This is a genomic window from Microbacterium azadirachtae (assembly GCF_025583665.1).
GTDB lineage: Bacteria > Actinomycetota > Actinomycetes > Actinomycetales > Microbacteriaceae > Microbacterium > Microbacterium azadirachtae.
In genome coordinates, this window is the sequence record NZ_CP099706.1 from 3,605,517 (window position 1) to 3,626,173 (window position 20,657).

17 protein-coding genes and 1 pseudogene are annotated in these 20,657 nt (G+C 69.6%); 12 read left to right on the forward strand and 6 right to left on the reverse strand.

The window, feature by feature from the left end; all coding sequences use genetic code 11:
- The first annotated feature begins 7 nt into the window (after positions 1-7).
- From NFX31_RS17025 to NFX31_RS17055, 7 genes are all read left to right on the forward strand, one after another.
- Positions 8-952, forward strand: coding sequence for a carbohydrate ABC transporter permease (locus tag NFX31_RS17025; protein ID WP_082072267.1), 945 nt, complete (start codon positions 8-10; stop codon positions 950-952).
- Entirely contained in the window at positions 949-1,827 is an 879-nt protein-coding gene (locus NFX31_RS17030) for a carbohydrate ABC transporter permease (RefSeq protein ID WP_082072268.1), read from the forward strand. The genes NFX31_RS17025 and NFX31_RS17030 overlap by 4 nt, the downstream gene beginning before the upstream one ends.
- A 165-nt stretch (positions 1,828-1,992) precedes the next feature.
- A complete protein-coding gene (locus NFX31_RS17035) occupies positions 1,993-2,961 on the forward strand; it encodes an alpha/beta hydrolase (protein ID WP_052674274.1) in 969 nt (322 codons plus the stop codon).
- Between the two features lie 190 nt (positions 2,962-3,151).
- Positions 3,152-4,120, forward strand: a complete 969-nt coding sequence (locus NFX31_RS17040; protein ID WP_045250391.1) for an alpha/beta hydrolase — start codon at positions 3,152-3,154, stop codon at positions 4,118-4,120.
- A gap of 331 nt (positions 4,121-4,451) precedes the next feature.
- Complete coding sequence (locus NFX31_RS17045; RefSeq protein WP_262956353.1) at positions 4,452-5,858, forward strand: MFS transporter; 1,407 nt, start codon at positions 4,452-4,454, stop codon at positions 5,856-5,858.
- Between the two features lie 97 nt (positions 5,859-5,955).
- Complete coding sequence (locus NFX31_RS17050; protein ID WP_420847420.1) at positions 5,956-8,082, forward strand: molybdopterin oxidoreductase family protein; 2,127 nt, start codon at positions 5,956-5,958, stop codon at positions 8,080-8,082.
- Positions 8,079-9,650 (forward strand): FAD-dependent oxidoreductase, encoded by a 1,572-nt coding sequence (locus NFX31_RS17055; RefSeq protein WP_045250393.1) that lies wholly within the window; start codon positions 8,079-8,081, stop codon positions 9,648-9,650. Before NFX31_RS17050 ends, NFX31_RS17055 begins: the two co-directional genes overlap by 4 nt.
- An 83-nt stretch (positions 9,651-9,733) precedes the next feature.
- Here NFX31_RS17055 and NFX31_RS17060 read toward each other — a convergent pair whose 3' ends face one another.
- From NFX31_RS17060 to nirB, 3 genes and pseudogenes are all read right to left on the reverse strand, one after another.
- Positions 9,734-10,864, reverse strand: coding sequence for a uroporphyrinogen-III synthase (locus NFX31_RS17060; RefSeq protein ID WP_045250394.1), 1,131 nt, complete (start codon positions 10,862-10,864; stop codon positions 9,734-9,736).
- A pseudogene (cobA, locus tag NFX31_RS17065) lies at positions 10,861-11,637 on the reverse strand (uroporphyrinogen-III C-methyltransferase); the annotation flags it as partial. The gene NFX31_RS17060 and the pseudogene cobA, both read right to left, overlap by 4 nt.
- Positions 11,638-11,642: 5 nt before the next feature.
- Positions 11,643-14,237, reverse strand: a complete 2,595-nt coding sequence (gene nirB, locus NFX31_RS17070; RefSeq protein ID WP_045250395.1) for a nitrite reductase large subunit NirB — start codon at positions 14,235-14,237, stop codon at positions 11,643-11,645.
- A 182-nt stretch (positions 14,238-14,419) separates the two neighbouring features.
- Here nirB and nirD point away from each other — a divergent pair, with 182 nt between their 5' ends.
- Complete coding sequence (gene nirD / locus NFX31_RS17075; RefSeq protein ID WP_045250396.1) at positions 14,420-14,809, forward strand: nitrite reductase small subunit NirD; 390 nt, start codon at positions 14,420-14,422, stop codon at positions 14,807-14,809.
- Positions 14,810-15,073: 264 nt separating this feature from the next.
- Here nirD and NFX31_RS17080 read toward each other — a convergent pair whose 3' ends face one another.
- A complete protein-coding gene (locus tag NFX31_RS17080) occupies positions 15,074-15,409 on the reverse strand; it encodes a hypothetical protein (RefSeq protein ID WP_139168289.1) in 336 nt (111 codons plus the stop codon).
- 602 nt (positions 15,410-16,011) lie between these two features.
- Between NFX31_RS17080 and NFX31_RS17085 the strand changes: the two genes are divergently transcribed.
- From NFX31_RS17085 to NFX31_RS17095, 3 genes are all read left to right on the forward strand, one after another.
- Positions 16,012-16,521 carry a PucR family transcriptional regulator gene (locus NFX31_RS17085; protein WP_139168288.1) on the forward strand — a complete coding sequence of 170 codons (510 nt, stop codon included), beginning with the start codon at positions 16,012-16,014 and terminating at the stop codon, positions 16,519-16,521.
- Positions 16,522-16,605: 84 nt separating this feature from the next.
- The gene (locus tag NFX31_RS17090) at positions 16,606-17,469 is read left to right on the forward strand and encodes a helix-turn-helix domain-containing protein (RefSeq protein ID WP_045250397.1); all 864 of its coding nucleotides are present in this window, start codon (positions 16,606-16,608) and stop codon (positions 17,467-17,469) included.
- 111 nt (positions 17,470-17,580) lie between these two features.
- The gene (locus NFX31_RS17095; protein WP_045250398.1) at positions 17,581-18,402 is read left to right on the forward strand and encodes an alpha/beta fold hydrolase; all 822 of its coding nucleotides are present in this window, start codon (positions 17,581-17,583) and stop codon (positions 18,400-18,402) included.
- Between the two features lie 75 nt (positions 18,403-18,477).
- Here the strand turns inward: NFX31_RS17095 and NFX31_RS17100 are convergent, their stop codons facing one another.
- Positions 18,478-19,518: an NADP-dependent oxidoreductase gene (locus NFX31_RS17100; protein ID WP_262956358.1), complete on the reverse strand. Its 1,041-nt coding sequence runs from the start codon at positions 19,516-19,518 to the stop codon at positions 18,478-18,480.
- A gap of 50 nt (positions 19,519-19,568) precedes the next feature.
- Positions 19,569-19,955, reverse strand: a complete 387-nt coding sequence (locus NFX31_RS17105) for a DUF1304 domain-containing protein (RefSeq protein WP_045250400.1) — start codon at positions 19,953-19,955, stop codon at positions 19,569-19,571.
- Positions 19,956-20,037: 82 nt separating this feature from the next.
- On the opposite strand from NFX31_RS17105, the gene NFX31_RS17110 reads away from it, so the two are divergent.
- Positions 20,038-20,640: a TetR/AcrR family transcriptional regulator gene (locus NFX31_RS17110; RefSeq protein ID WP_262956359.1), complete on the forward strand. Its 603-nt coding sequence runs from the start codon at positions 20,038-20,040 to the stop codon at positions 20,638-20,640.
- The last annotated feature ends 17 nt before the right edge of the window (positions 20,641-20,657 follow it).

Here is a 20,657-nt window from a genome sequence, read left to right on the forward strand (position 1 = left end):
ACAACTCATGACTTTCGTTCACAGCGACGCAGCTGTCGCCGCCCCCGGCCGGAGCCGGGGGCGGCACCCCGTCCGCCCCCAACGCCGGCGCCGGAAGGATCTGCGCTGGTGGCCGTTCGTAGTGCCGGCGGTAGCACTGACCGTCGCATTCTTCCTTCTTCCCTTCCTCCTCAACATCTATTTCGCCTTTACGAACTGGACGGGCTTCTCCTCGTCCATCAAGTGGAACGGGATCCAGAACTTCATCGACCTCGCGGACACCGGGGTGCTCGGAAACGCGATCCGCGTGACGATCACTTATGCGATCGTCGCGCTGGTCGTCCAGAACACCGTGAGTCTGATCCTCGCGCTCCTCCTGCAACGCACGAGCGCGGTGAACTCCGTGTTTCGCGCGGCCTTCTTCGTCCCGGTGCTGATCTCGCCAGTAGCAGCCGGCTACATCTGGGCCGCGATCCTCTCACCCCACGGTCCACTTAATGCAGCGATCGGAATCGTCATCCCGGGATTCGACTTCGGTTGGATGGGGAACTACGACACCGCCCTGTTCACCGTGGCGTTCATCGACGCATGGAAATGGAGCGGGTTGGTGACGCTCGTCTACATCGCCGGGCTGAACTCCATCCCGCACAGCTTGATCGAAGCCGCCATGATCGACGGCGCGAACAGCTGGCAACGATTCTGGCGAGTGAAGTTCCGTCTACTGGCACCGGCATTCACCTTCAGTGTCGTCTCCACCTTCCTCGGTGCGCTGAGCGCCTTCGACATCATTCAGGCAACGACGGGCGGGGGACCTGGCGACGCCACGACCGTCCTTAACATCGCGATGTACCGGCAGTACGGGATGGGCTTCTTCGGCAGCGCGAGCTCCCTGAGCCTGGTGGTGACGATCCTGGTCGTCGCTCTGGGCCTGCCCTTGATCGCATACCTACGGCGTCGGGAGATCGAAGCATGAGCACACAGCACGTCCGCAGTCGGCTCGGGGCGACTCACCGGACCGCCCGTCTCCGTGAAGGCGGCCGCCTCACCCTCCTCGTGCTCATCGGCATGCCGTGGATCGGGATTCCCCTGTGGCTTCTTCTCGTCAACTCCGCCAAGCCGTACAGCGAGGCCAGTCAGCTCAGTCTCGCGCTCCCTCACCAATGGGCGATCGTCGAGAACTACTCGCGGGTCTTTGTCGAAGGAAACTATCCGGCTGCGCTGCTGAACAGCTTGATGATCACCATCCCCACCCTGGTGTGCGTGATGATCTTCGGGTCGATGGCTGCGTGGGCATTCGCGCGATCCAAGCGGATCAGCATGAAAACGGGCTACACGCTGAGTGTCATGTCCATTCTCCTACCGCCGGCGATCCTTCCGACCATCTACGAGCTGCAGGTGCTCGGAATCGCCGGCGATCGCTTCGGCTACTTCCTGGTCATGGTGGGAACCCGCATGGGGATCGTTGTGTTCCTGGCGACCGGATTCGTAAAGGCGATGCCTGCCGAACTCGAGGAGGCCGCCGCAATCGACGGCGCCTCTAAGCGGCAGATCTATCGCCTGTTGATCCTGCCCAGCCTGATCCCGGTGCTTTTGGTCGGAGGGGTCATCCTGATCATCACGATCTGGAATGAGTTCTTCTTCGGCCTGTTTCTCCTCCACGGATCCGAGAACGCGACCCTCCCGCTCGCTCTCTACCAATTCTCCAGCACTTCGTCCGAGATCCAATCGATGCGGTGGGAACTCATCTTCGCCCACGTTGTTCTAACGAGCCTTCCAGTGATGATCGCCTACATCCTCGTCCAGCGTCGCCTCGTATCGGGCCTGACCGAAGGATCGATCAAGGGATGAGAGCCCAGGTTCGCCACTCTGAAGAAGGAACCGACCGCAGGGGCCGTCCCCTGCTCGTTGGACTGGCTCGTTGCGGAGGCGGGATGTGAACACTGAGCACCGTGGCAGTGAAGAGAGCCAAGGCTCGGGCCCTGATGGCCCGACTACTGACCGCCAAGGAGAGTCATGACGCTCAAGACCCCGCTGCGCCTTCCGACGGACTGGGAACCTGCTTGCTGCGATAGCCCATCGGAGATCAACTACACGACGGAGGACGGATTCCGGCGCTATCGAGACGTTGAATACGCGATCGTCGACGGCTACCGCCCGCTACTCCTTGACCTGATGATTCCCGCTGATGCGAATAAACCCGCGCCTCTGATCATCTTTATTCATGGTGGGGCCTGGCTCGCCGGCAGTAAGAACTTCCGCTCCCGCGATGTCGATGACCGTCGACCTCTCTTTGCGAGACTGTTCGAAGAGGGCTACGCCGTCGCCACCATCCAGTACCGACTCTCGGCAGAAGCGACCTTCCCGGCACAAGTGCATGACGTGAAAGCGGCCACTCGGTGGCTTCGAAACGCCGCTCCAGCACTCGGCCTCGACGCGGATCGGATCGGGTCAGTGGGTGAATCCGCCGGCGGATATCTCTCCCTCTTCCTCGGCTCGAACACCAGCGATCCCGTACTGGAAGGTGAAGTGGGCATGACTGGGCTGTCCTCTTCTATCGCCGCCTCAGTAGCCTGGTATCCGGCCACACGGTTGGACACGTTGCAGGAGGAAACACTCCCCGGCTCGCCGTTCCCCGATCATGGCGCTGCCACATCGCCCTCCTCGCTTCTGATCGGAGTCGCAGTGTCGGAGCAGCCCGAGCTTGCTCGCCGGGCGAGCCCGATAACGCACATCAACCAGGCGACGGCGCCCACGCTCCTCATACATGGCACGCTCGATCAGCTGGTTCCGCACCAGCAAAGCATCGCCTATCACGAGGCACTCCAAGCTGAGGGCGTTCCTAGCGAGCTTCATCTCATCGAAGGCGCTGACCATGGATTCTTCGGGGGCGACGTCGACGCCATCGTTGATCTGACCGTCGCCTTTCTTAACGCCCGACTGTGCCGCGGGCGCGCCCGCGGCACGGAGGAGGTGCACGTGTGAGGGGTGCTGCAGGCCCATTCGCAAGCCACCAGGATGTCGAGGCGGATACCCGCACTGCCGAGGGCCCCGTATCACAAACCCCTCTCGTTCTCCTCGCATACCCCTTCCCGGTGTGCGCTCTGACCATGGCTGATGCCACTCAAGCCCACAAATCCGCCACAACCAAGTGGCACTAGACAAAGGAGTCCAGATGACCGAGACCCTCGCACGGCCACCTTTTGACCCTCAGTTGGAGGCGCCGCTGGCCGTGATCCGTGGGCAGATGCCTGACGTACTTACAACCGATCTGCTCCCCGCGCTCCGGCCGAACTTCGTTACGGACCAGGAAGCGCTGCGGGCGCGCATGACCACGCTAGGCCTGTCACGCCGTGACATCACAGTCCCGGGTCACCTCGGAGACGAGATCGTGTTGACCGTGATCGCACGCAACGACCACACCGGGCGGGGGCCGGGCATCTATCACACTCATGGCGGCGGGATGATGCTCGGTGACCGGCTTGGCGGCGTGGAGGTCTTCTTCGGCGCAATCGAGCGCCACGATGCGGTGTTGGTCAGTGTCGAGTACCGACTGGCACCCGAGTTCCCAGATCCATATCCAGTCGAAGACTGCTTCGCCGGCCTCGTGTGGATGGCGGCGCACGCTAACGAATTGGGCATCGACCCTTCTCGCATCCTGATCGGCGGCGGTAGCGCCGGAGGCGGTCTCGCCGCTGGCGCTGCGCTGCTCGCGCGCGATCGGGGCGGCCCTCACCTTCTCGGCCAGGTTCTAATGTGCCCAATGCTCGATGATCGTGACGCGACCGTCTCCACGAAACAGATAGACGGTGTCGGTCTCTGGGACCGGGCAGCGAACATCGTGGGTTGGACCGCGCTTCTCGGCGATCGGAAAGGCACTCGGGACGTCTCGATCTACGCCGCACCTGCACGCGCGACGAACTTGTCCAACCTGCCGTCAACGTACATCGACTGCGGCAGCGCCGAGGTGTTCCGTGATGAGGACGTGGCCTACGCGACGAAACTGTGGGAGGCCGGTGTTCAAGCCGAACTGCACGTATGGGCGGGCGGCTTCCACGGGTTCGAGATGCTTGCAGACGCCATCGTGTCTCGTGCCGCTACTACCGCCAGAGAAAGCTGGCTAGACCGCGTCCTTAGCTCCTAGAGCGTCTCCTAACCTGGCGGGCAGGGGACTGCTGAGCGTTTAGCGGTGAGATCACTGACTGTCACGAGGATCGGATCCGGCGAGAGCGTGATTATGTCGCCCGCGAGTGGATGATCCAACCTGAGCGCCTCATCCTCGACGCAGACGCACCGCAACGTACACACGCAGCTGTCTCGTTTCGGTCCTATAGATGTCCGGCGCACATACCCCCGTCGCCTCACAACTGCACGTGGGGGAGGAGAGGACTTCGACACGCAGTCGTTACGGCGCGCGCGACAGCCCGAAACAAGCACTTCCTAGCGTGATCGCACAGGCACACTGGGAGGTCCGCATGACTGGCATCGCCACGAACAGCACGTCCACGCACAGCGCGCAGAGCCCCGCGACCGGCGCCGCGCTCGGCTTCCTGCCGGGACGGTGGATCTCTGGGTGGAACGCGGAGGACCGTGAGCAGTGGCGAACCGCCGGCTCTGCGATCGCGCGGCGCAACCTGCGCTGGTCGATCTTCGCCGAGTTCCTCGGCTTCGTCGTCTGGCAGCTCTGGTCGATCGTGGTCGTGGCGCTGCCGGCGGCAGGATTCCACTTCACCGTCTCCGAGACGTTCTGGCTGATCTCGATCCCGAGCCTGGTCGGAGCGACCCTGCGCTTCCCGTACACGTTCATGGTGCCGCGCTTCGGCGGACGCAACTGGACGGTGGTGTCGGCGCTGCTGTTGCTGATCCCCGCGCTCGGGCTCGCGCTGTGCGTGTCGAACCCCAGCACCCCGTTCCCGGTGATGCTCACCGTTGCGGCGCTCGCAGGCCTCGGCGGCGGCAACTTCGCGAGCTCGATGGCGAACATCACCTCCTTCTACCCGCAGCGGCGGAAGGGTTGGGCCCTCGGGCTCAACGCCGCCGGCGGGAACCTCGGCGCCGCTGTCGCCCAGTTCGTCGTGCCGATCGTGATCACCCTGGGAGCCAGCACCACCCTGCATTTGCCTCTCGCGGGTCTCATCTGGGTGCCGCTCATCATGATCGCAGCCCTCGGCGCCTGGCGCCGGATGGACAACCTCACGAGCGCCCGTGCCGACATCTCGGCTTCTCTGGCCGCGCTGCGCTATCCCGAGCTGTGGCTCATGGCGCTTCTGTACATCGGCACGTTCGGATCCTTCATCGGCTTCTCCGCCGTTTTCCCCAAGCTCATCGCCGACCAGTTCCCCGCCTTCACTGCCTTCCCTGTCGGCGGCGCGATGCTGTCGCTCGCGTTCGTCGGGGCACTGGTCGGGTCGCTCGCGCGCCCCTTCGGCGGACGGCTGGCCGACCGGTTCGGCGGCAGCGCCGTGACGATCGCCGCCTTCGCAGTCATGGCGCTCGGCGCCCTCGCCGTGGTGCTCACCCTGCCGCTGCACTCCTTCTGGCTGTTCCTCGGTTTCTTCCTCCTGCTGTTCGTCGCGAGCGGCGCCGGCAACGGCGCGACATACCGGATGATCCCGACTCTGTTCGCGCTGAGGTCCGGTGTGGACGGCCACTCTTCGTCCGGCGACGCTGCCACCCAACGCGCCGCGGCCGCCGCGCTGGGGATCGTCTCCGCGCTGGGCGCCTACGGCGGGTTCCTCATCCCGCAGGCGCTCGGGCTGTCCAAGGCAGCGACCGGAGGCTACGCCGTCGGTCTCGGCTGGTTCGTGGTCGTCTACGTGATGCTGTGCGGGGTCACGACCGCCGTGCTGCTGCGCGGACGCCGTCGCGGGACGCGGATCTGAGTCGGCCGCGATGGCAACCGGATCCCCGCCCCCGACGGCTCCCGCCTGTTCTGCTGCGGCGGACACGCACTGCCCGTACTGCGCACTGCAATGCGCCATGACGCTCACCCCTGATCCGGCCGGTTCCGCCCCGGTGCGAGTGGAGGGGCGTACGTTCCCGACCAACCGTGGCGGGCTCTGCAAGAAGGGGTGGACCTCGGCCGCCCTGCTCGCCTCTCCGGAACGGCTTACCACCCCGTTGATCCGCGACGCCGGCGCCCTGCGCCCGGCGAGCTGGGACGAGGCGCTGGAGCGGATCGCGTCGTCGCTGCGCGCGATCCGCGAGGCAGACGGACCCGACGCGGTGGCAGTGTTCGGGGGCGGCGGACTCACGAACGAGAAGGCGTACCTGCTCGGCAAGTTCGCCCGTGTGGCGCTGGGCACCTCGCGCATCGACTACAACGGCCGGTTCTGTATGTCGTCCGCCGCGGCGGCAGGGAACCGCGCTTTCGGGCTCGACCGTGGTCTGCCCTTCCCCGTCTCCGACCTGGACGACGCCGACACGATCCTGCTGCTCGGCTCGAACGTCGCCGCGACCATGCCACCCCTGCTCTCGCACCTTGCGGGCGCCCGCGCCGCCGGTGGCCTGGTCGTCGTGGATCCGCGCCGTTCGCAGACCGCCGAGCTCACGGCGGACGGGGCAGGCGCGCACCTGCAGCCGGCGCCCGGCACCGACCTCGTGCTCCTGCTCGGCCTCGCCCACGTCGTGCTGGCGGACGGACTCGCCGACCACGACTACCTGGATGAGCGCACCGTCGGCTTCGACGCGCTGCGTCGCAGTGTCGCGCCGTGGTGGCCGGAACGGGTACAGGCGGCGACGGGGATCCCCGTCGGCGTGCTGCGGGCGACCGCCCACCGGCTCGCGCGCGGCCATGGCACCTACATCCTCACCGGGCGGGGCGTCGAGCAGCACATCGACGGCACCGACACGGCCACGGCGGCGATCAACCTCGCTCTCGTGCTCGGGCTGCCGGGCCGGCCGGGCTCGGGCTATGGAACGCTCACCGGCCAGGGCAACGGCCAGGGCGGGCGTGAGCACGGGCAGAAGAGCGACCAGCTGCCGGGCTACCGCAAGATCGCCGATCCCGCGGACCGGGCGGCGGTGGCGGCCGTCTGGGGTGTGGATCCGGACAGCCTGCCCGGGCCGGGCGTTCCGGCCGTGCCGCTGCTGGGTATGCTCGGACGGCCCGGGGGCGTTCGCGCCCTGCTCGTGCACGGCGCGAACGTGGTCGTCTCCGGACCGGACGCGCACGCGGTCATGGCGGGGCTGCGCGCGCTCGATCTGCTCGTCGTGAGCGACTTCGTGCTCTCGGAGACCGCCGCACTCGCCGACGTCGTGCTTCCGGTCACGCAGTGGGCCGAGGAGGAGGGCACCCTCACGACGCTCGAGGGGCGGGTGATCCGCCGCCGCCGCGCGCTGCCCCCGCCGCCCGGGGTGCGCAGCGAGCTGGAGATCCTCGCCGATCTCGCCGCCAGGCTGGAGGCGCCGTCGGAGTGGCCGACCGATCCGGCGATCGTGTTCGCGGAGCTCGCCCGCGCCTCCGCAGGCGGGATCGCGGACTACTCAGGGCTCAGCCACGCGCTCCTCGACGCCCAGCTCGCCGCGGGGGTGGCCGCGCACTGGCCGTACCCCGCAGGCTCCGACGGCACGCCGCGGTTGTTCGCCGAGCGGTTCGCGCACTCGGACGGCCGGGCACGGCTCGTGCCGGTGCAGCCGCGGGAGCACGAGCCAGAGGCGCTCGACGAGCCGCTCTGCGGCGCGACGATGGGCGCGGGGACCCGTTCGATGCTGCTCACGCTCATCACCGGGCGCCTGCTGGAGCACTACCAGTCCGGGGCGCAGACCCGTCGGGTCGGCGAGCTGACCGAGGCGCAGCCGCGTGCCCGCGCCGAGATGCACCCCGCGACGGCGGCCCGCCTCGGCGTCGCGGACGGGGATCCTGTCGTGGTTCGAAACCGGCGAGGGCGTGTCGTGGCCGACGCCCTTCTGACCGAGCGGATCCGCCTCGACACGGTGTTCCTGCCGTTCCATTTCACGAACGAGGAATGCGTCAACCTGCTGACGGCCGCGGTGACGGATCCGGTCTCGGGCATGCCGGAGTTCAAGCGAACCATGGTCGTCGTCACCCCGGCGGTCGGAGAGAACGGAGCCGCATCCGTGAACGCCGAGCGGGTGCAGGCATGACGGCCCCGCTGCGGACCGTGCTGATCGGCTACGGACCGGTCGGCGCCCGCTTCGTCGAGGAGCTGTTGCCCGCGGTGACCGCGGGGCGGGTGTCGCTCACGGTGCTGGGTGCGGAGGCCGAGGATGCCTACAACCGCGTGCTGCTCGCGGAGTACGCGGTGGGCGCCGCCTCACGGACGCGCCTCGAGATCGCTGACACCGCCGCGGCCCGGGCGGCAGGAGTGCGGATCAGGCTCGACGAGACGGCGGTCGCCGTCGACCGCGCCGGGCGCGTGGTGCGCACCTCGGACGGGGAGGAGATCGGCTGGGACCGGCTCGTGCTGGCCACGGGCGCGCGCGCCAACGTACCGACCCTCGGCGGTCTGGAGCACACGCGGCACGAGCGCAGCGCGACGCCCGTGCGCGGTCGGGACGGCGGGCGCCGGGCGCTGCCCGCGGGCGTGCTCGCGCTGCGCGACGTGGCCGACGCCGAGGCGGTCGCGCCGGTAGTCGCCGGGGGTGGGGCGATCCTTGTGCTCGGGGCAGGGGTGCTCGGCATGGAGTTCGCGCTGCTCGCCGCCGAGCACGGGGCGCGGGTCACCGTGGTGCACCACGGTGCGGCGCCGATGGCCCGCAATCTCGACGAGACCGGCGGCCGCATGCTCGCGCGTGCCGCCCGAGCGGCGGGCCTGCGGATGGCGGCGCACGCGCGCGCCGAGACCGTCGAGCTCAGGGACGCCCCGGGTGGGCCCGTGTTCGACGGCATCGTGTGCGCCGACGGCACCTACCTGCGCGGCGACCTGCTCGTGCTGTCCTGCGGTGTCGCGCCCCGGGTCGAGCTCGCGCTCGCCGCCGGCCTCGCGTGCGCGACCGGTGTACTCGTCGACCCGGATCTGCGCAGTTGGACGGATCCGGACGTGTTCGCGATCGGCGACTGCGCGCAGGTCGCCGATCCTGAGGAGGCCGACGCCACGGGGCGCGTGCCAGGGGCGCCGAGCGGTCTGATCGGACCCGGATGGCGGCAGGCCGCCGCCGTCGCGAGCCGACTGCACGCCGAGTCGGCCGGATTCGCGGTCGGCGCGAAGGCGACCGTCGCGCGGCACGAGCGCCCCACGGCGCTCATGCTCAAGGCGACCGGGATCGATGTGGTGTCGGGCGGGGCGTATGCGGCCGAGCCGTGGGACGCCGACGCCGAGGTCAGCGTGTGGGTGGACGCCGCGCGGGGCGCGTATCTGAAGACCGTCGTCCGCGACGGCGTGCTCGCCGGGTTCGTCTCGGTCGGCCTGCCCCGGGCCGGCGCCGAGCTCACACTGCGCTACGAGCGAGGAATGGGCCTCGTCGCAGATCCGGCGGCGCTGCTGCGGCTCGACGCGGCCGATGCCGGCACGGCCGTGGCCGCCGATGACCCGCTCGGGCCCGATGCGACCGTGTGCTGGTGCAACGGCGTGACGGCGGGTCGCATCGCAGACGCGGTGGCCGACGGGTGCGGCACCGTCGATGAGGTCGGCCGCTGCACGCGCGCCGGCACCGGGTGTGGGGGTTGCAAGGGACGTATCGCCGCGCTGCTGGCGGTGGTGCCGGCGGGGTGAGAGCCGGCGCGATCCGGTCCCTGGGCTTGTCCAAGGGCCCGGGTCAGGGGGGAGCGCTTCGACAGGTTCAGAGACCGGCAGGCTCAGACGTCGAGCCGGTAGCCGCGCTTGACGACCGTGGCGACGAGGCCGGGGGTCGCGAGGCTCTGCCGCAGCCGGCTGAGCGAGACCTCCATGGTGTGTTCGTCGCCGTCCACGGATCCGGAGAGCTCCCGGCGGGAGACCACCGCGCCGCGGGCGGCGACCAGCGCGCGGAACAGCGTCACGGAGGTGGGGGTGAGGCGCACCGGCGTGCCGTCAACGACGGCGACGCTGCCACGCAGCTGGACCTCGCCGTGCCGGGTCTGCACGCGCTGCGTCGCGCGGTCTTCGAGGTGCTCGCACACGAGCCGGATGAGCGCGCCCATCCGGTAGCGATCCGGCTGCAGCACCGGGATGCCGACCGCTCGCAGCGGCGCGGAGGTCACCGGGCCCACGCTCGCGGCCACCACGTCCCGCCGCAGCGCGTCAACCACCTCGTCGTGGCGGCTGCGGGCCAGGGCGGCGATGAACAGTCCGTCCACCGCAGGGGCGCTCGTGAAGGTGACGCCGTCCAGTTGCCGGGCCGCGATCGCGTCGATGAGGCGGGTGATCCGCTCGTCGTCGTCCTCGGCGTTCGACCAGGTGTATGGGGCGACCGTGAGCACGTGCATTCCGGCCTGCGCGAGCCGCTCCAGTTGCGCGTGATCGGTCTGGCCGTGCAGCTGCACCGCGACCGTGGTGCCCGCTCCGAACTCGGCGACGGCCCTGTCCACCAGAGACGCCGTCGTCTCCTCGTCGCTCATGCCCTCGTCGTCGAGCCCCGCCGCGCGCACGGCGCCCCGCGCCTTCGGGCCGCGCACCAGGATCGTCGCCGCGGACAGCGAGTCCTGCAGCGCTGCGCCGAGCCCCGCCGCATCGGCGACCTCGAACCAGCGCCGCATTCCGTAGCTGGTCGTCGCGAGGAGGAGATCGGGGTGCGCGGCGACGATGCTGCGGGTGTCGTCGATGACAGGACCATCGTCATCCGCATGCCGCATCCGTACGGTGGGAGCGTGCAGCACGGACGCTCCGCGGCGCTCGAACGCGTCGATGAGGTCGGCCGAGCGACGATCGCTCGTCACGCCGATCCGGAAGCCGGCGAGCTGGTCCGGACCGAAGCCGGACACAGGATCGATGCGTTCGGACGGTGTCATGGGGCATCCCCCGCGAGTGCGACGGCGTCCGTGAGCAGCGCGACGGCCTCCCGGTCCCCGTGAACGGCGAGCCGGACGACGTCGCCCACGACGATCACCGCGGGGGACTGCACCCCGGCGTCCTCCGCGGCCCCGCGGATGCCTGCGAGGTCGGAGACGGTGGTGCGCTGGTCGGCGGTGAATCCGCGTTCGACGATCGCGACGGCCGTGCCGGGATCCATGCCGTGGCGCAGCAGACCGGCACTGATCGACGGCAGGTTCGAGACACCCATGAGCACGACGATGGTACCGCCGAGGCCGGCCAGGTGCTCCGCCTCGGACTCCGTGAGCGGTGCATGCCCGGAGACCACCGTAAACAGCCGCGCGACCCCGCGGTGCGTGACCGGGATGCCGGCGGACGCGGGCACCGAGATCGCGCTCGTCACCCCGGGGATGACCTTCACTGGCACGCCGGCCGCCCGGCAGGCCGCCGCCTCCTCGCCGCCGCGACCGAAGACGAACGGATCCCCGCCCTTGAAGCGCACGACCGCGGCGCCTGCGAGCGCGTGGTCGATCAGGATCCGCTCGATCTCCTCCTGCGGGATCGCATGATGGCCGGGGCGCTTGCCGACATCGACCAGCTCCGCCTGCGGCGCGAGCTCCGCGAGCAGCGCGTACGGCGCGAGCCGGTCGAACAGCACGACATCGGCGTCCCGCAGCGCCCTGACCGCGCCGACGGTGAGGAGGTCGGGGTCGCCCGGACCGCCGCCGACGAGGGCGACCGACCCGACCGCGGCCGTCACGATCGCCCCTCCGCGGGCATCGCGTCGGTGCGCAGCGGGATCGTGGCGCCGGCGATCGACACGACGCCGGCCGCGCGCTCCGCCGCGGTCGCCGGGCGGAGCTGTCCCCGCTCGGCGACGCGCGCGATGGACGGATCCGCAAGAGCCGGCTCGTTCACGAAGGAGCGGAACCGGCGCAGCCGCTCCGGGTCGGCGAGCGTTGCCGCCCACTCGTCCGCGTAGGTCTCGACGTGCTGCGCCACGGCCGCCTCGAGCTCGGCGGCCAGGCCGAGTGAGTCGTGCACCACGACGTCGCGGACGTGGTCGAGGCCGCCGTCCAGATCCTCCATCCAGCGCGCGGTGCGCTGCAGCCGGTCGGCGGTGCGGATGTAGTACATCAGATAGCGGTCGATGTAGCGCACCAGCGTCTCGTCATCCAGGTCGGATGCGAGCAGCTGCGCATGGGCGGGCTGGAAGCCGCCGTTGCCGCCGACGTAGAGGTTCCAGCCCAGATCGGTCGCGATCACGCCCACGTCCTTTCCGCGCGCCTCGGCACATTCGCGGGCGCATCCGGAGACGCCGAACTTGAGCTTGTGCGGGCTGCGCAGGCCTCGGTAGCGCAGCTCCAGGGCGATCGCCATCCCCACCGAGTCCTGCACGCCGTACCGGCACCAGGTTGATCCGACACAGCTCTTCACGTTCCGCAGCGCCTTGCCGTACGCCTGCCCCGACTCGAAGCCGGCGTCCACCAGCCGACGCCAGATGTCCGGCAGCTGGTCCAGCCGTGCGCCGAAGAGGTCGATCCGCTGTCCGCCGGTGATCTTCGTGTACAGGCCGAAGTCCTGCGCGACGCGGGCGATCACGCCGAGTTTCTCGGGGGTGATCTCGCCGCCGGGGATGCGCGGCACGACCGAGTACGTGCCGTCCTTCTGCATGTTGGCGAGGGCGCGGTCGTTCGTGTCCTGCAGCGGGCCGCGACCGCCGTCAAGCAGATACTGGCCGTGCTGGGTGGCGAGGATCGATCCGACCGCGGGCTTGCAGATGTCGCAGCCGCGCCCGCGACCGAGGCGGGTGATCGTCTCGTCCCAGCTCGTCAGCCCCAGAACACGGACGGACTCGAACAGCTCCTGCCGGGACAGGTCGAAGTGCTCACACAGCGCGTGCGAGACCGTGGCGCCGGCGGCGGTGAGCTCCGCTTCGAGCAGCTTCTTCACCAGCGGCACGCAGGATCCGCACTGCGTGCCCGCGCGGGTGCAGGTCTTCAGCTCTCCGAGGTCGTGGCAACCGTCGCCGACCGCGGCGCGCACCGTCCCCGCGGCGACGTTGTTGCAGGAGCACACCAGCGCGTCGTCTGGCAGCGCGCCGCTCGTGGGCGGCTCGGCACCGGCGGCGGAGAGGTACGCGGCCGGCTCGGCGTCGAGGGTCCGACCGAGCAGCGGTCGCAGACCGAGGTAGGGCGTGGCGTCGCCGACGAAGACGCCGCCGAGCAGCGTGCGGGCGTCGTCGCTCACGACGAGCTTCTGGTACAGCCCGCGCGCGGGATCCGCGTACACGATCTCGAGGGCGCCGGGATCGCGGGCGAACGCGTCGCCGAAGCTCGCCACGTCGACGCCCGACAGCTTGAGCTTGGTGGCGTCGTCGATCGTGGTGAAAGCCGCATCGCCGCCGAGCAGCCGGTCGGCGACAGTCTCGGCCATGGCGTTGGCCGGCGCGACCAGGCCGATCGTGCGGCCGTCGATCGCAGCGACCTCGCCGATGGCCCAGATCGACGGATCAGCGCTGCGGCAGGCCTCGTCCACGATCACGCCGCCGCGCGGCGCGGTCTCGATCCCCGCCGCCGTGGCGAGTTCGTCGCGCGCTCGGATGCCGATGGCGAACACGACGATGTCGGCCGGAACGCTGCGGCCGTCGGTGCAGAGCACCTCGACGGGGCGGCCGCCAGCGCCGAGCACGATCTTCTGCGGCCGGGTGCCGAGGTGCAGGTGGACCCCGCGGGCCGCGATCAGCCGCCCCAGGGCCTGGCCCGCGCCCTCGTCGAGCTGGGCCGACATCAGCCACCCGCCGGAGTGGATGATCACGGCGTCGGCACCGAGTGCGGCGACGCCTCCTGCAGCTTCCAGTCCGAGAAGACCGCCTCCGGCCACGGCGACGCGCGGAGAACGGCCCAGCTCGTCGCGGAGTGCCGCGACCTCGGCAACGAGGGCGTCCACGTCGTCGATCGTGCGGTACACGCGGGCGGCCGCAGCACCGGGGATCTCGGGCACAGGGGCGGAGGATCCAGTCGCCAGCACGAGATCGTCGTAGCCGAGCACGTCGCCGGTCGACGTTGTCACTGTCTTCGCGGCGCGGTCGATCGCCTGCGCCCGTTCGCCGACCCGCAGGGAGACCGCGGCGTGCTCCCAGCACGACGCCGGATCCAGCGTGAGATCGACGGATCCGTCCGCGAGCCGCTTGCTCAGCTGCACCCGGTCGTACGGAAGATACGGCTCTTCCGCGACGACGGTGATGCGGTGCGCGGCGGCCGGCTCATCGGCGAAGCGCGATAGCAGGGCCTCCACGAGCCGGTGGGCGGCGGGGCCGCCTCCGACGATGAGCGTGTTGCGGGACGTCATGCGTGCCCCCTCCAGTTCGGTGGTTCCCGAGCGTAAGAGCAGGCCGTTTCCCCGCCATTTCGATGATGTAACCGACGCGTGACGACCACCGCACAGGCCTGCCAGGCGCCTGTGAGAGGAGATTCACATCCCTGACATACGGCGCGAGCACAAACGAAACACACGCGTTCTAGCGTCATCTCATGACCACGATCACGCAGACCCGCCCTCGTGCCGTCTCCACCCGGTCCGTTCCGTCGGACCCCACCTGGGAGCGGGTGTGTCGCGTTGACGACCTCGAACCCTCCTGGGGCGAAGCGGTGCTCATCCGGATGCGTCAGATCGCCCTGTTCCTGCTCTCACCGCGTGAGGTGTACGCGGTGGAGCACACCGATCCCGCGGCAGACGGCGCACCGGTGATGGCGCGAGGTATCGTCGGCTCCCGGGGTGATCGCCCCACCGTCGCCTCGCCCCTGCACAAAGAGGTCTACGACCTCGGCACAGGAGAGTGCTTGACCGATCCTGCTCTGTTGCTGCGCACATTCCGCACACGCATCGTCGGCGGTTTCATCGAGATCGAACTCAGCGAATGACCGGCACCCACGGTACATAGACGCGTAGAGTCTGGAAGGTGCCTCTCTCCCGCGGCTCTCTCCTCCCCTGGCGCGCGGGAGAGAGGTTAAGACTGAGGTGGGCGGGTTGGATTTTCAGATTCCAACCCGCTTGGCGGGGACCTCATGGGGCATAGCCCGTGGGAGCCGACCCCAGGGGTGGGCCGGCACTCGCGCAACGAGATCCGCACCACACTTCGGCGTGTAGCCCTCACACCTCTAGGGGCGCCCCGAGGATCCGACGGCCTACATCCAGGCGTCCGTGCGGTTCTCAAGTCGCTGCACGGCGCCCTGCCAGATCCAGCAGCGCAACCATTCCTCGTCGACGGGGACCGCGACGCCCACGGCGTCAGGGGTCCATCGGAGGATCCGGACGACGCAGCGCACGTCGACGTCGCCGAACCGCACCCAGGCATGACCCCACATCGCGGGCGTGCGCGGCGCGTGCGTGATGGGAACGGTGTGGGAGCGGATCTGGATGTCGGTGAGCGACTGTAGCGGCCCCGCCTTGCGGGCCTTGCGCAGCTCGTTCTCCTCGGCCCGCTGTGCGGCCAAGTACGGGTAGCGCTTGTTAGTGCCCACGGGGCCCGCGATCCGGACGCCGGCGCCGGCGCGCGATCGCGAATCCTGGCCTACCATCCTTCATCTCATTAGTATAAAACTACGATTTTCAGGCGATAGAAGAATATCCGATATCGAATATTATATCAGGTCAGGGGTTTCCGCGGTCTCGGCCTATGTTCTTGTCCGATGGACGCGCGCCGCCTGGGGGGTGGAAATCCTGGACCCGGCGACCATGCCAGCTCTGTCCGCCCTCCCCTCCGGGCTAGGAGACGTAGGGCCGCGAGATGCGTTGCGATGGCAGCGTCAAGCGCCATGGCGACGGATGCGAGGTTCGCGGTGAACTTGGCTGCGAACACTTCTCCGTCGGCGAGACGTTCGATGTCTGACGCGGCGATGCTTCGTTTCACCGATGGGTGTGTGAGTCCGCTGATGAAGGCCCACATTCCTTGTGTATGGTTCCCGCTGATGCCGACGATCTCACTGGATGCGCGAACGATAGGCCCGAATCCCGGAAGGCCTCGGTTGATGTCCTCGAGTGCGATCCCAGAGTCGGCGGCATACTCCCGGAGTCGCTTCTTCTGCGCCCGCGACCGTTGTGAGTTCTCCCGCCGGTGCTCGGCGTGATCGCCCTCGCCCGCCCCGATGCCATGGACGAGGTCCTCGAGACGCTGCGCGGCTACCCGGGCGCCCGCGTCGGCGTCAGCCCGCCGTTCCCCGCGCGCACCGATGCGCCGCGGGCGCTGCGGCTGGCCCGCGCGGCACTGGCGACGACGGCCCGCAGCGTGACGAAGGTGCGCGTGTTCAGCGCGAGCCCGATCGCGGCCATGATCGCCGCGGATCCGCACGAGGCCGAGCGCCTCACCGACGACGTGCTCGGCCCGGTCCTGCACCTCGCCGAGAGCGACCGCGACGTGATCCTGGAGACGCTCGAGACGTACATCGACACCGGCGGATCCGCGGCCGACGCGGCGGCGCTGCTGCACTGCCACCCCAACACCGTGCGCTACCGGCTGCGGCGGATCGAGGAGCTCACCGGGCGCAGCTTCACCCGCCCGAACGACATGGCCGAACTCGCCGCCGCGGCGTACGGACTCGAGCTCACCCGGATCGCGCAGCACCGCGGCACCTGAACCGACCCGCGCGACATGCCCGGGACGCCGGTGCGGTGACGGAGAATTGAGGCAACCCCTTCTCTCCCCCGACCGAGGACCTGCGTGAGCGACTCCCTGAACGCCGTGGGCCGCTACGTCCGCGCACGACGCGACGTGGTCCAGCCCGAGGACGTCGGACTGACCCGGCAGCCCGGGAGAAGGGTTCCGGGCCTGCGGCGTGAGGAGGTCGCCGAGCTCGCGGGCATCAGCGCCGAGTACTACCTGCGCATCGAGCAGGGACGCATCGGCCGCCCGTCCGAGCAGGTCCTGGCGGCCCTCGCGCGCGCCCTCCGCCTCGACGACGAGTCGATCGCGCACCTGGACCGTCTCGTCACCGGCCGACCCCACCGGCCGCACGTGCCCGACGCCGGAGCCGCCGAGCGCATCGCGCGCACGCTCTCGCGCTGGTACCGCACGCCCGCGTACATCTCGGATCCGCATCGCGACATCGTCGCCGCGAATGCTCTGGCCACGGCGCTGGGACACGGGGGCCTCGCCGTGGGCTCCAATCAGATCGCCGGCCTCTTCAACGACCGCATGAAGAGCACGCTCCGGGAGTGGGAGGAGATGACCCGGTCCGCCGTGGCCACGCTCCGCCGCGACGCGCATCCGGATTCCCCCCGCCTGGCGGAGCTCGTGACCGAGCTCTCCGCGGATCCGGACTTCGTGCGGATCTGGGGGCGCCACGACGTCTCGGGCCCGGAGGACACGACCTTCCACATCGTCATCGAGGGATTCGGCGACGTCGCGATCGATGCCCACAACTTCGCCGTGCGCAGCCTCCCCGGCTATCAGCTCACCGTGCTCTCCGCCGGGCCCGGGGGGATGGCCGAGACGCTCTTCGCGGGGCTCGCCGCGTCGGTGCCGCTCTCGTCGGGGCCGACGCCGCCGACGGCCCCGACGAGCACCGCGGCGCCCGAAGGGTAGTACTACGCGGGCCTCCCTCCCCGATGCGCCCTCGCCCTAGCGTGTGTCTCGCGGCAGCGCGGCGATCCGTCGCCGTGCGCGTCGCGCCCCCTCCCCAGGAAAGGACACACGATGCCCTACATCACCACGCCCGACGGCACCGAGATCTACTACACCGAGCTCGGCGAGGGCCGCCCGGTCATCTTCAGCCACGGGTGGCCGCTCAGCTCGGACGCCTGGCAGAAGGAGCTCAAGCTCTTCGCCGACGCCGGCTACCGCGCCATCGCGCACGACCGCCGCGGCCACGGCCGCTCGGCCCGCACCTACCGTGGCAACGACATGGACACCTACGTCGCCGACCTCGCCTCGCTCGCCGAGCAGCTGGACCTGCAGGACATCCTCCTCGTCGGCCACTCCACCGGCGGTGGCGAGGTCGTCCGCTACGCGGCCACCCGCGGAGCCGGGCGCGTGTCGAAGGTCGCCACTGCGGGCGCGGTCCCGCCGATCATGCTCCAGTCCGCCGCCAACCCGGAGGGCACGCCGCTGGAGGTCTTCGACGGCATCCGTGCGGGAGTCCTCAACGACCGGTCGCAGTTCTACAAGGACCTCGCCGAGACGTTCTTCGGCTTCAACCACCAGCCGGAGAAGCGCTCGCAGGGGCTCGTCGACGACTTCCAGCGCCAGGGCATGATGGCAGGCCTCAACGCCGCCTACGACTGCGTGAAGGTGTTCTCCGAGACCGACTTCACCAAGGACCTGGAGGCGCTCGACGTCCCGATCCTGATCGCCCACGGCGACGACGACCAGATCGTCCCCATCGCCGCGGCGGCCGAGAAGGCGATCACCCTCGTCTCGCAGGGGACCCTGAAGGTCTACGAGGGCGCGTCGCACGGGATCTGGGGCGACTACCAGGTCGCCCTCGACGACGACATCCTCGCGTTCTTCGCGGAGTGACGCCGAAGCGGCGGGGGTTTCGGGACCCCCGCCGCTTCCACCGCGATCCGGTGCGCTCAGGAGGATCCGGCGCGCTCAGGCAGTCTCCGCCGCGTCCTCCGCGGGCGCGATGCGCACGAGCATCTTGCCCGTGTTCGCGCCGCGCATCATGTCGAGGAACGCGTCGACGGTGTTCTCGATCCCGTCGACGATCGTCTCGTCGTACGCGATCCTCCCCTCGGCGAACCAGGTCGCCATCTTCTCCTGGAACTCGGGCGCCAGGCCCAGGTACGCCGCGAGCGTGAAGCCCTTCAGGGTCAGGGCCCGCGTGATGATGTTGGCAAGGTTGTCCGGCCCCGGGGTGCGGTCGGTCGTGTTGTAGCCGGCGATCGCACCGCAGAGCGCCGCGCGGCCGCCGTCGTTGAACACGTCGAGCGCCGCCTCCAGATGATCCCCGCCGACGTTGTCGAAGAACACGTCGATGCCCTCCGGAGCGGCGGCCGCGAGCTGCGCCCGCACGTCGCCGTCCTTGTAGTTGAAGGCCACGTCGTAGCCGTACTTCTCGGTCAGCAGCGCGACCTTCTCGGGAGTGCCCGCCGAGCCGATCACCCGGCCCGCGCCGAGGAGCTTGGCGATCTGGCCGACCGCCGTGCCCACCGCGCCGGCCGCACCGGAGACGAACACGGTGTCGCCGGGCTTGAGCCCCGCGATCGCGGTGAGCCCGACGTACGCGGTGAGGCCGGTCATCCCGAGGATGTGCAGGCGCAGCGAGGACGAGAGGCCGGGCACCTCGGGGACGGCGCGGAAGGTCGATGCGTCGGCCTGCACCACGTCGGCCCAGCCGTGCTGGTGCAGCACGACCGTGCCGACCGGGAGCTCGGGGGCCGCGGAGACGACCACCCGCCCGATCGCGCCGCCGGTGATCGTCTCGCCGAGGGCGAAGGGCGGCACATAGCTGCGGACGTCGTTCATGCGTCCCCGCATGTACGGGTCCACGGAGACGAACTCGTTGCGCACGCGCACCTCGCCGGTTGCGGGGGCCTCGTAGACCACCTCCGCGGTCTGGAAGTCATCGGGCGTCGGCCAGCCGACCGGACGCTGGGCGAGCTGGATCTGGGTGCTCAGGGCAGTGGACATGGAACTCCTTCGTGAGGGGGATTCGGATGGGTCGGGAAGTGCGGGCGAGGTCAGAGCACGAGGCCGATCACGAGGAGGATCGCGGCCACCGCCGGGATCACGCCCTGCGTGAGGGCGGCGCCCCGCTTGTCCGGGCTGGACAGCAGGAGCACGAGCGCCGCGGCGGCCATCGACCCCACTCCGACGAACACGAGGGTGGCGCCGACGACCGGGGCGCCGACGGAGAAGAAGACGATGCCCGCGAAGACCGCGATCGCGAGGAACAGGTTGTAGAACCCCTGGTTGAACGCCATCGGCTTCGTCGCCCGCGCCTCCTCCTCGCTCATGCCGAACGTCGCGCGCACCCGGGGCGTGGTCCACGCCACCGACTCCATGACGAAGATGTAGACGTGCACGAGCGCCGCGACTCCGGCGAAGATCAGACCTGCGACGACCACGATGGGACTCCTCTGCGTGAAACCTTTTCTGTAACGACCTGTCCAATATATACTGGATCAGTCATTACAGAAAAGGGCGACCATGGCACGCACGCAGAGCTTCGACCGCGACACCGTGGTGCGCGCGGCTCGCACGCTGTTCTGGACCGTCGGCTACGAGAGCGCGTCGATCCCCGAGCTCGAGACCGCGACCGGCCTCAGCCGCTCCAGCATCTACAACGCGTTCGGCTCCAAGCGCGGCCTGTTCGACGCCGCCGTGCAGAGCTACCTCGATGAGGTCGTCCGTCCGCGGCTGCGCCCCCTGACCGGCGAGACCGTCGCACCGGGCGCGATCATCGACTATCTGGAGGGTCTGCGCGACGCGTTCGGCACCCTGACCTCGATGCCCGCATCGCACGGCTGCCTGCTCGTGAACGCGGCGGGTGCGCCGATCGCGCAGGATCCGAAGGTCGCGCAGGTGATCGCCGACTATCGTGCGGAGCTCCGCGACGCCTTCGACCGCGGGGTGCGCGCGCTTGCGCCCCACCTCGACGTCGCGGATCGCGAACGCCGGGTCACCGCGATCACGAGCAGCGTCGTCGCCGCGTTCGCGCTCGCGCGGATCGACCCCGCCGAGGCGTCGCGCGGCATCGCGTCGGCGATCGAGCTGGTCGCGCTCGAGACCGGGGCGGCTGCGCGCAGCTGACCGCGGCGTCGGTGCGC